The 12731-nt window shown below is 46.0% G+C and carries 11 protein-coding genes; 4 read left to right on the top strand and 7 right to left on the bottom strand.

Annotated elements, in window-relative coordinates:
• A partial coding sequence (locus OEV42_19945; GenBank protein ID MDH3976543.1) for a DUF4372 domain-containing protein occupies nucleotides 1-127 on the bottom strand: 127 nt, incomplete at its 3' end.
• Nucleotides 128-419: 292 nt separating this feature from the next.
• Between OEV42_19945 and OEV42_19940 the strand changes: the two genes are divergently transcribed.
• The gene (locus OEV42_19940) at nucleotides 420-2003 is read left to right on the top strand and encodes an aromatic amino acid ammonia-lyase (protein MDH3976542.1); all 1584 of its coding nucleotides are present in this window, start codon (nucleotides 420-422) and stop codon (nucleotides 2001-2003) included.
• Between the two features lie 5 nt (nucleotides 2004-2008).
• Here OEV42_19940 and OEV42_19935 read toward each other — a convergent pair whose 3' ends face one another.
• Nucleotides 2009-2152, bottom strand: a complete 144-nt coding sequence (locus OEV42_19935) for a hypothetical protein (protein ID MDH3976541.1) — start codon at nucleotides 2150-2152, stop codon at nucleotides 2009-2011.
• A 2-nt stretch (nucleotides 2153-2154) separates the two neighbouring features.
• On the opposite strand from OEV42_19935, the gene OEV42_19930 reads away from it, so the two are divergent.
• Complete coding sequence (locus OEV42_19930) at nucleotides 2155-2919, top strand: alpha/beta hydrolase (protein MDH3976540.1); 765 nt, start codon at nucleotides 2155-2157, stop codon at nucleotides 2917-2919.
• A 128-nt stretch (nucleotides 2920-3047) separates the two neighbouring features.
• On the opposite strand, the gene OEV42_19925 is transcribed toward OEV42_19930, so the two are convergent.
• Nucleotides 3048-4403 (bottom strand): CsgG/HfaB family protein, encoded by a 1356-nt coding sequence (locus OEV42_19925; protein MDH3976539.1) that lies wholly within the window; start codon nucleotides 4401-4403, stop codon nucleotides 3048-3050.
• A gap of 217 nt (nucleotides 4404-4620) precedes the next feature.
• Here OEV42_19925 and OEV42_19920 point away from each other — a divergent pair, with 217 nt between their 5' ends.
• Nucleotides 4621-6093, top strand: coding sequence for an LPP20 family lipoprotein (locus OEV42_19920; protein MDH3976538.1), 1473 nt, complete (start codon nucleotides 4621-4623; stop codon nucleotides 6091-6093).
• Nucleotides 6094-6282: 189 nt separating this feature from the next.
• Here the strand turns inward: OEV42_19920 and OEV42_19915 are convergent, their stop codons facing one another.
• The gene (locus OEV42_19915; protein MDH3976537.1) at nucleotides 6283-6852 is read right to left on the bottom strand and encodes a hypothetical protein; all 570 of its coding nucleotides are present in this window, start codon (nucleotides 6850-6852) and stop codon (nucleotides 6283-6285) included.
• A gap of 292 nt (nucleotides 6853-7144) precedes the next feature.
• On the opposite strand from OEV42_19915, the gene OEV42_19910 reads away from it, so the two are divergent.
• Nucleotides 7145-9967: a Na+/H+ antiporter gene (locus OEV42_19910; GenBank protein ID MDH3976536.1), complete on the top strand. Its 2823-nt coding sequence runs from the start codon at nucleotides 7145-7147 to the stop codon at nucleotides 9965-9967.
• 245 nt (nucleotides 9968-10212) lie between these two features.
• Here the strand turns inward: OEV42_19910 and OEV42_19905 are convergent, their stop codons facing one another.
• The 3 genes from OEV42_19905 to OEV42_19895 all read right to left on the bottom strand — a co-directional run.
• Nucleotides 10213-10575 (bottom strand): hypothetical protein, encoded by a 363-nt coding sequence (locus OEV42_19905; protein MDH3976535.1) that lies wholly within the window; start codon nucleotides 10573-10575, stop codon nucleotides 10213-10215.
• Between the two features lie 51 nt (nucleotides 10576-10626).
• Entirely contained in the window at nucleotides 10627-12096 is a 1470-nt protein-coding gene (locus OEV42_19900; protein MDH3976534.1) for a choice-of-anchor D domain-containing protein, read from the bottom strand.
• Between the two features lie 388 nt (nucleotides 12097-12484).
• Nucleotides 12485-12731 (bottom strand): hypothetical protein (locus OEV42_19895; GenBank protein MDH3976533.1); only part of this gene is annotated, 247 nt, incomplete at its 5' end.

Raw genomic sequence — 12731 nt, 5'->3', positions numbered from 1 at the left:
GGTATTGATCCAGACAGGTGAAGTCCTTGATCTTGTGATTGCCTTTGTAGCGGCTGACACATTGATGAAAGGTATGAAGCGGCAAATGCTCCATTACCTGAGAAAAAACCAGTTTGCCTGTGTACATTATTCAGCCTCCTTCTTGTAGTACAGAAAGAATGACTGAATCTCTTAATTTTTTTCAAGTCGTTTAAAACAAATAGATTTAATTTCATGATTAGTTGCAAGCATTTACAAATTTTACATCTCATAACGTTGGGACACTAGTGATTTGAAGTGTTTAAAATTTATTATTTTTACTTTAATAAAAAATACCACATTTTCAAATAACATATAATTTTGTGACACAAAAGTAAATAATGGATTAATAAATTTTATCTGGATATTTCTTCTCCTTTCCGCTACTATTAGCCCCTGCTATGATTAATCTTGACGGACATAAACTCACCCTTGACGATATAAGGAAATCCGTACTGGGCGGGGAAAAATGCGATATTGCGGCCAATGCCAGGGCGGCCATGAAGCGAAGCAGGGCCCTCGTCGAAAAGCTTGCCGGTGAAGAGCGGGCCATTTACGGCATCAACACCGGTTTTGGTCCTTTAAGCGCACAGCGCGTTTCCCATGCCGACCTCGAACAGCACCAGATCAATCTCCTTCACCATCTCTCGGTGGGACAGGGTGATCTCTTCTCGGACCTTGAAACAAAAGCCATCATGGCGGCAAGGGCAAATGCGCTTGCCAGAGGCTATTCAGGCATTCGTGAGGAAGTCGTCGATCTTCTCCTGGGCGCTCTCAATAATAACGTCCTTCCTGAAATACCGAGTGAAGGCTCCGTCGGCGCAAGCGGTGACCTGGTGCCTCTTGCCCATATGAGCAGACTCCTTATCGGTCTCGGACATGCCAGGACAGATGGCGAAAGGCTCTCTGCAAAGGACGCTTTAAAATCGAAAAACCTCTCTCCCGTTACCTTAAAGTGCAAGGAAGGCCTGGCCCTTGTTAACGGGACTTCCGTTATGACAGGCCTCATGTCGCTGGCCACAATCGAGGCCTCACAGATACTGAGATGGATGGAGTTTCTCACGGCATGCCTTATTCAATCCCTCTACGGCGCGCCGGAAGTCCTCTGCTCGCAGCTTCATATGGCGAGAGGTCACAGGGGACAATATACGACGGCTGACTACATTGCAGGCTATCTTAAATCTCACCCTGATTATAAAAAAGAGATCGATGACCACGAATGGGGCTCTCATAAAAAACCCGTCGAAGAAGGAACGGAAATACAGGACCCTTATTCACTAAGATGCACCCCCCAGATACTGGGCGCCTTCCAGGACGCTTACTGGCATGTGGAACAGGTAGTAACGAGGGAACTTAACGCCTCCACTGACAATCCGCTTATCTTCCCTGCAACGGAAACGGTCATCCATGGCGGCAACTTCTACGGGCAGCATATTGCCATGGTAAGCGATTACCTCCGCATAGGCCTAATCAAACTTGCCCTTTTATCGGAAAGGCAAACAGAAAGACTCCTCAACTGGCGATACAGCATGGGGCTTTCACCGCTGCTCACAGGCGGCGCTCCCGGCCTCAACTCGGGTATGATGGGTTGCCAGCTTCTTGCAACCTCGCTGGCGGCTGAAGCAAGGCTGCTTGGCACACCGGGGTCTATCCAGACCATACCGACCAATGCCAACAACCAGGATGTTGTCAGCATGGGAACGACGGCCGCAAAAATGACGCGAAAAGTGCTTCCCATTCTATGGAAACTCCTCGCCATCGAAACCATTGCCATCGTTCAGGCTGCCGACCTGCGTAAGGATGATAACATGATGGGCAAAGATTACCGTAAATTCTATGAACGGGTCCGCAGTATTACACCAAAACTCGAAGACGACAGGCCTCTCTTCGGGGACATTGAAAAGGTGGTTGCCCTGCTTCAATCAAATGACACACAAAAAGAACTTCTCCGTCACGACCCGGCCAACCCTCTAATCATAGAGTAGACGAGTCAGGAACCCTCTCCGGAAAAAATATTTGCGCCTTTATGCTCCTTGAGGGTGAAGGAAAAGTATGGTATTTTTTCAATACCAGTTACTATTTTCCCCTGGTAGCCGTTCAATATGATAAAGCCGGTCAGGAGGTAAATTCTCATCGATGAAACCCTCTTCTCTCTTTAAAAGCTTTCTTCTTACAGCCCTTGCGGCTTTTCTTTGTACGGGCTGCATGTCCACACCACCGGTAGTCAAACCGATTAAAAACATCTATTACAATTATCCGGGAAAAAACAGGCCCCAGACACTCATTGTCCTTCTCCACGGCAAAGGGGGCACTGAAAGAGACTTCGAAAAACACGGATTCATTGAAGCTGTGAGAGCAAGGAACCTGCAGGTTGACCTTGTCGCCGTTAATGGCCATCTCGGTTACTACTTCGACAGGAGCCTGGTGAGACGACTCAAAAAGGATGTTATCAACCCTGCCAAAACAAAGGGCTATAAAAATATATGGCTCGTCGGCATTTCCATGGGTGGCCTCGGCTCTCTCCTCTACACCATGGAAAACAGGGAAGATATCGACGGCATCTTCCTTGTAGCACCTTTCCTCGGCAATTCAGGGGTCGTGCAACGCATAAAAAAATCGGGAGGACTTATGGCATGGGACCCCCAAAAGGCCCGCATCGAAAAGTGGCAAAAAGACCTCTTCACCTTTATCAAGCGTTTTTCAGAACCTGACAGGGAGATACCACTTGTCTATCTTGCTTATGGAACGAAGGACGGCTATCGACCCGCTTCCCTGCTCATTGAAAAGATTCTCCCTGAAAACAGGGTATTTAGAAGAAATGGCGGTCATACATGGAAAACATGGCAACCCCTGTGGGTGGAATTTCTGGAAAATGGCCCTTTGTCAAAAAGTGGGGAATAATAAAATAGTTCTCTTGCCACAGGGTAAAATGCAGGTTTAAAGACGGCTAAAAGCATTTTATTCGAATTGTGCTTCCGCGTTAATGATAACTTGTCTCTGTATATCTGTGTCTAACGGGGATTTGCAGCTTAATCCATTTTATCCCTGGCACGCCTGGCAGCCTCGCTTTCAGGGGCAATGGCAATGGCCTCTTTCCAGTTCTTCATGGCATATCTCCGATTATCTGCATCGCTGTAGATATTGCCGATTTCAAAATACATCATCGCCTTTGTCGCATCGTCACTGCTCACCTTTGCCGCCTCTTTATAAGCCTTAACACCCCACTTGACGATCCTTTTCCATCCCCGCGTGCGGGTTTTGGCCCACTCCGAGCAGGCATCTCCCTTAAGCTTGTATGCATCGAAGTATCCCTTGTCATACCTTACGGCAAGATCGGCATATTTAGAAACGGTACGGTACTTTTTTTCCACCATATAAAGCCTGGCAAAGTAGTAATTTACCTGCGGTGACCGCTTCTTTGTCCTTATTACACCCTTGAGATAGGAAGCTGCCGCCCTGAAAGGAACCTTCCAGTTCGGATCTTTCATCTTTTTCAGTCTTATCGATTCTTCAATAAGGGCATCAGCTTCTTCCAGTGAATCCGGTTGTCCCACAACGGGCCTGGGTGCAGCAGGGATAGAATAATCCTGGGGCGGAGTGTACTTACCGATAGGCCTTTCCGTTTCAACAACACTTTTGATACGCTGGCCATATTTGACGGCATTCTTTTCGCTTTCTTCTATAATTGAGCCCTTGGCAATATTATTGCCGATGGATATTATCTCAATCAGTCCTGTTTTGATCATCTCTACATCGAGAACTTCACCCGTTTTGGGATGTTTTATTACATTTCCTTCCTTAAAAACAACAAAGTGCATGTCCCGCTTGACACCGGCACGTTTTCCGAGGTCTACAGAGACGGTATTTCCCTTTCTGTTGACAATATAACCTTCAAGAGGAAAATCCTGGATAATCTTTTCGGCCATCTGCACAACGAGGTCTTCCAGTCGCGCAGCGGTAGTGCTTTTAACATTCTCGGCAGCAATGATGGAGGCGCTTTCCACATCGATAATCCTGGCATTGACCTCCATCACATTCTGGAATTTCATGACTGAACCGGAAATAATAATTTTAACACCGAGCACCCTTCCCAGTTTGGCTGCGCTCGTTGCGTCTATCAAACCCGTCAGGGCCAGTTTCTGCTCCACCAGGATCTTTTCGAGAAGCCGCCGCTCAACGACATCAAAGCGCCCGTCTTTGACAAGAGCGGTAATAAGCCATTCAGAAACAATTTTGCCCATATCCTGTGTTTCATAACTGTCTCCCTGGAGCTGAAAATCGAGAACGGCAATTTTGGCTTTTTTATACTGTGCAGAGGCAGAACCGGTAAAAGCGGCAAAGGCAAATAAGATAAGAGCAGGTACAATTAGCAGTTTTTTCATCATTCTTTCTCTTTTCAGGTATAATTTAAAGGATAATTTCAATAAATCAGCTTATAAAAAAAAGATATCATAAATAAAAAATAACGGCAAAGAGTTATTATTAAATTTTCAATATCCAGGGGCGCAGGCCATGAATTTCCAAAGTTTTCCCTGATTTTTCTGAAGCAAAATCCGGCCTCTTACCATTGACTTATGGCCTCCGGTATATTAGTATTTTTTTATGATAATTCAGCCAGTCGGTTTAGTAAAAATGAAAGCATTTATAGGCCATAGTCTGCTCTTCATCATCCTTCTCTTTATCTCCTCCTGTGCGACAGGTGACGGGGAAAGAAGGGACGACAGAGCGCTCACTGCAAAACCCGCGCTGCCATCCTGGACATGGACAGGCAAAGACATAAGATATCCTGAAGAATTATTTATTACCGCAACGGGAGAAGGGGGCTCACTGGAAACGGCCGATAAGCTGTCCATGATCCGGGTAGCCGAGCAAATCAGGGTTTCCATCAACAGTGAGCTGACGCTATCGCAAAAGGCAAGTGACAGGGATGGCGTAGTCCAATCGTCACGTCACCTATCCCGGAGAATCGATACATCGGTAGACATCAAAAACCTGGAAGGCATATCCATCGTCATGCGGCGCCATGACAAAAAGAACCATATTCATTACTCCTTCGCTGCCCTTGACAGGGATAAGGCGGCTTCGGCATTACTCAAAAAGATCAACAATCACTACGGGCTGGCCAACGAATACTTTATGACGGCGGAAAGGCATCGCAGAAATATAGAAATTGCCGAAGCCATACCCAATTACACTAGGGCTATCGGGGAACAGAGAAAAGCGGATGCCCCCCTTCAACTTCTCAATGTTATTTCAGCCGGCGCCGATCAATCGGTTATTATAACAACCGAATCGGCAGCCATTATGGAAGGAAGATTAATTGAAACCATCTCCAAATGCAGGCTTGAAAAGGTGAGCGGCAACCTGCAAAAAGGTGAATTCGGTGAAGCGCTCAAAAAACCGCTCCAGGTCATTGCAACCTATAAAAATAACGGTCGAAGCTACCCCATTGAGCGGCTCCCTGTAAAATTCACGATCCTGGAGGGATCAGGAATGCTTCAGCAGGAGGTTTCCACAAATTTCAGGGGTCATGCAAAAACGATAGTTTCGAGAGTCAGTCCCTCAGGAATCAGGAACAATATTATTGAAGCAACGCTCAATTACGATAAAGAGACCATTCCGGCGCCACTGCCTAAAACCAACTTCACCTACATCCTGCCTGTAAAAGAAGATATCAAGGTGCGTGTCACCATGAGGGAGTCCAATCTCGGCACAAAGATCATCCCCCCTGTCGTCAAGCCGGCCATAATCAGGGAACTCAAGGAAAGAGGCTTTAACGTGCTGGAAGGCAAGTCAGGCAAAGCCGACTTTACGGTAAAAGGAAGGGTCAAATCTTCAAAAAAAGGCGAAATGGGTGAAATCATCTTCGCCATTTCAACAGGGTCGGTGAGTATTCTCGACAACAAGACGGGGCTTATCGCTCAGGAAGTAAAGATCAGCGAAGCCGATTCCAAGGGAGGCGGACTCAGCCTTAAGGCGGCAGGACTAAATTCACTTCAGACGACGGGAACAGCCATCGGTCAAAAGGTGGCTAAAGAAATGGAAAAGCTCTTTAACCGGACGGTCAAAAGGTGATTGGACGTTTTTCATTAGTTAAATGAACCGGTCACCCTGAGCCTTGCCAAAAACCGGAACAGACCTACCGAAGGATTTACATTCATTCCCCCCTTTAGTAAAGGGGGCAAGGGGGGATTTGGAAGCTCCGGAATTAGAAAATCCCCCTTATTCCCCCTTTGTCAAAGGGGGAGACCTGCCGGCAGTCCATCACTCCGATATAACGATTCCCTTATCATTAAAAACAACTTTCATGGTACGGAACCTGTCAAGCCAGTAGATCCATATATTACTCTTTGTTGATTCCGTTTTGTGTTCCGGCGGATAACCATAGGCAACAAGAACGGCCTTTTTTTTCATTCCTGTCGTCACTTTTCCAAGCTTGATATTTTTTTTCTCTCTCTTTGTGAATCCCTTTGTAAGGGCGCTTAAAGGTTTGGAAGTAAACAAGCGCTTTTTAAAGGTTTCAATATTCACGCCGGGATGATATTTCGGCTGATAATGAATAACATACTTTTTACCGTCTTTTGCGACCTCAAAATCGATAACCATTGTTCCCCGCCTTCCCGAACTTGTCTTCACGCCCTTTACTTTCGTTCCTGCCGGTATGATGATTCCTCTTTTGTAGTTAATGCCCGTTATGGGCTTTAAATTGCCTCCCCTGTCATATTCATACCATAGATTATAGGCCGTATAGAGCGTCCCTTTTCCGGCTGTTGCAAAGGAAGTTCCCCACAGGAAGATTATCCCCGATAATATGAGTACACCTAGTTTTTTCATTTTTCACCTCCATAATTATATTGAGTCACTTTTTACCGCAGCCGGCGCCGCGCACCGCATGTTCAGAGCTGCCTTTTTTCTTCTCTGCTCATTACCTGTCTGCCCTTAAAAGATATACAAAAAATGATAACCATTCAAGCGAAAAGAGGTACTAATTTCCCTCTTTCAAATATACTTTTCAATTATTTATGATATAGTTTTAGGGAAAAAGTGGTTTATCGATTTCAAGACGCCCTTAATTCTCTGGGCAGCCCTTTGAAATACCGGCGTCCGATTCGGGAGGTGCTTAAAAATGCATGAGAGTATAATTCTCGATACGGTCATGGCCACCATGACCCTCCTCTTTGCAGCATCCATCGTTGCCATCGTTGCAAAAAAGATCAAATTCCCCTTCACCATCCTGCTCGTCATTATCGGCCTTATTCTTGGCTGGGCGTCACACCAGATATCAGCGCTCCATCCCCTCACCCTGCTTAAAATGACGCCTGAAGTAGTGCTTTTCATCTTTCTTCCGGCGCTCATATTCGAATCAGCCTTTAACCTCGACGCCAAGGCGCTCATAAAAAACATTGTGCCTATCCTTACCCTGGCTATTCCCGCCCTTCTCCTGTCGACAGCGACAGTGGGACTCATCATTCATTATGTTCTGGGGCTTCCTCTCGGCATAGCGCTCCTCTTCGGCTCCCTCATTTCCGCCACAGACCCCGTAGCCGTCGTCGCACTTTTCAAGGAGATCGGCGCGCCGAAACGCCTTAACCTGCTCGTCGAGGGAGAAAGCCTCTTTAACGACGGCACGGCGCTTGTCCTCTTTAAAATAATCCTGGGCGTCATTATTCTTGGTAATTTTACGGCCTCTACCATTACGAGCGGTATAGTCGAATTTTTTATCGTCTTTATAGGCGGAATCCTGACAGGCACCATCCTGGGCGTCATCTTTGCCAAGACCATTGAAATAGTCAGGAACGATCCTCTCGTTGAAATTACTCTTACCACCATTTTGGCCCATACGGCATTTATCACGGCGGAACATCTCTTTCATGTATCAGGCATCATGTCCACTGTGGCGGCAGGCATTACCATGGGCGGCTATGGCCGGACAAAAATTTCCCCCTCCATCGAAGAACATATGGAGTCATTCTGGGAATACTTTGCCTTCATCTGTAATTCCCTCATTTTCCTTCTTGTGGGATTAAGCATCGACATGCATCTCTTTGCCGCCAATATAGGGGCCATTCTCGTTGCCTCCCTGGCTATTATCGCAGCCAGGGCAATGGCTGTCTATTCCCTTGTTCCCCTCATAGGAAAGCTTAAGCTCGTTGAAAAGGTAAGCGTCCAGTTCCAGACGGTCATCTTCTGGGGCGGGCTGAGAGGTGCCCTGGCCATTGCCATCGCGCTCAGCATACCGGAGGACCTGGAAGAACGCGCCTTTATTCTTGTCCTTACTCTCGGTGTCGTTCTCTTTACCCTCGTTGTCAATGGTCTTTCCATTAATCCCCTTATGAACGTACTGGGACTCAATAAATTCTCTGTAGCCGAGAAATTCGAACGTCTTCAGGCCCTCCTTCACTCAAAGGAACATGCATGGGAAGAGATGCAGACCTTTGCAGCCCGGGGAGCAATCAGTGAAAAAAGCCTGAAGGCGGCAAAAGAGAAATACAATAATGCCGTAATGGAGATTAAAAGCGCGCTTCAATCCTTTCGGGCCGGTGAAGAGAGCATCGGTATGGAAGGTGAAAAAAGTATGGTAACGAGACATACGCTCATGCTCGAAAGAATAAATTATTACCGGCTCTTTGAGGAGGGACTTCTCAATGAAGACAACCTGAAAGAACTGCTGAATATCATTGATAATGAACTTGACCGCATCAAGGAAGGAAGGGAAGTCATGGGTAAGGGTGAAAGACCACCCTTTAGTGAACTGGTTGCTGAAGTTTTCTATAAATTCCTGGGCATGCTTATTATCTTCAGGCCCCTTTCGATGAAATACAAAACAGGTAAAATAGCGGCAAGTTACGAACGCAAAAGAGCGAGGCTCCTCGCATTTTCTTCAATACTTAAGGAGCTCGATGAGATGACGGCCCACAAGTCATACTCTGATGAAGCCATTAACGTCGCCAGGGAATTTTACAAAAAACTCCACAGAAGAACAACGCAGCGCCTCGATATTCTAAAAGGAGAATATCCCGAATATGTGGAAAAAGTGGAAGAAGGAATTCTGGAAAGATGCCGCCTCAACTCGGAGTTGGAGACCTTCCGGGAGATGTACGAACATGGAACCATCACCGACAAGGTACTCAAGGAACAGGAGGAAGAGATAGAAAGAAGCATCAGAAAGATGAAGATCAGGCCAGTCAATGAACTGCTCTTCCCGCCTGCCGATCTCATTGCCAGGGTCCCCTGTTTTGAAGAACTGGGCGAAAAGGACATTACTTCTCTTACAAGCAAACTAACGGCCCTCTCCTTCCTTCCCGGTGAAAACATCGTCAGAGAAGGGGACCACGGTGATTCGCTCTTTGTTATCGGCAGAGGCCGCGTCGATGTGGTCACCTGCGATGAAAAAGGAAAGGAAATCTTTCTTGCCAAACTTAAAGCAGGCCAGTTTTTCGGTGAAGTGGCCCTCCTCCACCCCCAGCCGAGAACGGCCACAGTCAAGGCCTCCACACCGGCAACGCTGCTGGAGCTTAGCCGCATCAACCTCATGCCCTATCTTGAAGAGCTTCCCCACCTGAAAGCCGCCCTGGAAGAGGCCTACAAAAAGAGAGTGCTAAACACCCGGCTTTCCCATGTTCACGCCTTTGCCAAACTGGAAAACGAGGAACGGGAAGCCATCGCCGCAAAAATGGAATACGCTCAAATCGAATCGGGCAACCCTCTCACCAACTCCGTTGACAGGCTTTACCTTATCAAAGAGGGAACGGCAGAAGTCATAAAAGAAGGCCAGAGAGTGTCGAGCCTCTCCCGCGGCGGCCATTTCGGCGAAAATGCGCTTTTCAGCAAATCACCTACCGGAGAAAGGATCGTGGCCACTTCTCCTATTGAAGTGTACAGCCTGAGTTGTGAAAAGCTGGAGGAAGTAATGAAGGAAGTGCCTTCTATAAAGGAAAAGATTAAGTGATTTATCCACCAAAGGCGCCGGGAACCACGAAGAGAGAACCCATGCTCCCCTGTCAAGGGGGGTATGGGTTCTCTCTTCCGGCCTGTCCCGTCAAATACCCTAACGTGGTTTGAAAAACAAGCTTTTAATGCTTTTTTCTTTGACAGGACTTACAGGACTTCCGGCAGCATTTCCGGGACGTTAAAGCTTTTTTTCACAAACAATATCAACAAAAGCGAAACTTCCCTCTTATTCCTCCTGGATTTTTATTGAATTGCTGCAGCCAAAATAGTTTCAGCATTACCATAAGGATTATCACATAATTGGTTTCCATTAATGTTAACTGTGCGGTTAGTTAAAAAAGCAGCTAACAACAGAGCATACATATTCTTCCCCTCACTTGTGTTCCCGTCAAAAACATAATGTGCAACAGAACTTGTGGTGCATGTTGCTCCATTGGAAATAGTTTCAGGATTCGTTACCAGAACCCGTACCCACCCAGATGAAGATGCCGCTGTACCTGTATTTGTTCTAATTGCGTCAATCGTGCCTAAATAGTAGGAGCCGGCATGCGCACTCCCTCCAAACAGCAATATTACGAACACCGATAAAAATATTTTTAACTTCATCTTAAACCTCCAATTATTATTAATTTTCTTAAATTAAAATTTTCTCTATTTTTACTCTAAAATAATCTTAAAGATTGTCATGATCCATGCTGCATCAACTTCAAAGAGGACTTCTACCGTATAACTAGAAGATGTATCCTCAAAGGTATAAGTAGTAACAGGCCCGAGGGATATGCCATCAATCAGAACATCTTTAACAACATAGCCGCTATCGGGAAGAATCTCTAGGGTATTGGTCCCTTCAATACGATTTACACTCCCCTTACTGCTCACCATCAGTGAATAGAATGTTGCCTGAAGGGTATGATCTTCATATAAATCGGTAAAAGTGTAAGAGGACAGAGGACCTTCCGGGCTGCCATCGACAATCACATCCAGAATTTCATAATCGGCATGGGGGACAATATTATAAGTATCCCCGCCGGCCTGGATTATTGCACCACCTTCACCTGCATTGACGGTTATGTTACCCACAGATAAAACAGCATATAAGACGGGCAAAATTACAGACATATCTCCTGCACAAGTATCACCTCCATTGCCGGTTAATTCTATTGATTTGTCTGCAATGTAATCATCCGTATAAGGAAAAGTAAGCATAGTCACTCTGGCAGACCATTTGTAAGCCGGTGAAAACTGAATATCCACATTGCAGCTTGCCCATGGCGCAAGCGTTATGTTGGAACAAGTATCGGAAACAAGGGCATACTCCGCTGCCGCTCCGCTTGTCAGTCCAACCGTCCCTATTACCCTGTCAACGCTTCCCGTATTGGACACGGTCACCGTCTGTGTTGCCGAAGTGGTTCCACATTCCAGCGTGCCGAAATCAAGCGTCTCGGCAGATAGAGTCACAGGGTCTGCCACAAAGGAAGGTTGAATATTACAGGCTGCTGTAACATTGGTAAAGGTGTAGGGATTAATCGCCCCTGCCGGGGCGCCGTTGATGAGCACATCACCCAAAATATAGCCCTCATCAGGCATCATGGTAAAGGCCATGCTACTGCCATAATTGACTGTTTGCGCCGTATCGGGATCAATGTTTCCATTCGTTGCAGAGATTGGATTCAGGGTAAAGGTCTCAGTGGTGAAAGTGACCGTCACATGCTTCATGGAATCAACATTGACGGCACAGGTAAGGTTCGTCCCGCAGGCGGCCTCGGACCAGCCCGTCACTTGCCGGCCAACATCAGGAAGGGCAGTGAGCGTTACCATGGTGGGCGTGTTGAAAAAATAGCAGCCTCTTCCGCAGTCGGCACCACCTGACGATGACACCGTTCCCCCGCCACTCGCTGTACTCACATGCAGCACATTACTAATCACCGTCTTTCCAGCCAGATTCCCCGCCGTGTCATAGCTGTACTCCACCACGGGACCATTGTCATAAGCCGCCCGCTCCACACGGTCGTAAACGTCGTAACTGTAGGTGGCGTTACCGGCAAAGGCGGCGGCAGGCATGCAGAAAGCGCTGACAACCACAAGAAACAGAAAGCATCTTTTTGTTTTTAAGTAATTTCTTTTCATTTTTTTTGCCTTATCCTATTAAATACCGACGATCTCGTCTAAACAAGCTTTTAAATCTTTTTCTTTTAACAGGATTTACAGGATTCTCTGGATTTTAAAACCTTAAAAATAATCTTTTTCTTTATCTTTTAATCCCGTCAATCCTGTTAATCCCGCCTGCCCCGTTAAATCTCTTAACGGGGTCTAAAAAAAAATCTTTTAATTCTTTTTCCTTTTAACAGCAGTGAGTTATATGCCATACATGACCCGCTATAAATATTCTATTCGCTCTTGCCATCTCTTTCCTTAAACAACCCTTTTTACCTCCAAAATGGGCCTTCTAAGCCTATTTTCAGGCCATTTTCAAGATCTTTTCCTTTAACTTTCAACTACTTAGCTAGGTCCGACCCTATCGCACTACGCGTTTATTAAATCCATCAGGTGTAGGTATATTTAAATATACCTCTTTACTCGATTTATCATCAATATCATAAATAATCCATAGCTGAAAGTTGTTCTTTGTATTTGATATATGTCTATAATCCCAGAAAACTCCTCTAAAAATCCCCTTCGGAAGGGCATATGCTTTCACATAAATGTTATGTTTAGATAAAGCTTTTGCCTTTATTTCAACTTCTGTAAATGTTAGTTCTTTT

Source organism: Deltaproteobacteria bacterium (genome assembly GCA_029860075.1).
In the GTDB taxonomy this organism is placed as follows: domain Bacteria; phylum Desulfobacterota; class JADFVX01; order JADFVX01; family JADFVX01; genus JAOUBX01.
The sequence above is the reverse complement of the archived record's forward strand: the minus strand, read 5'-3'. Positions and strand labels throughout refer to the sequence as shown.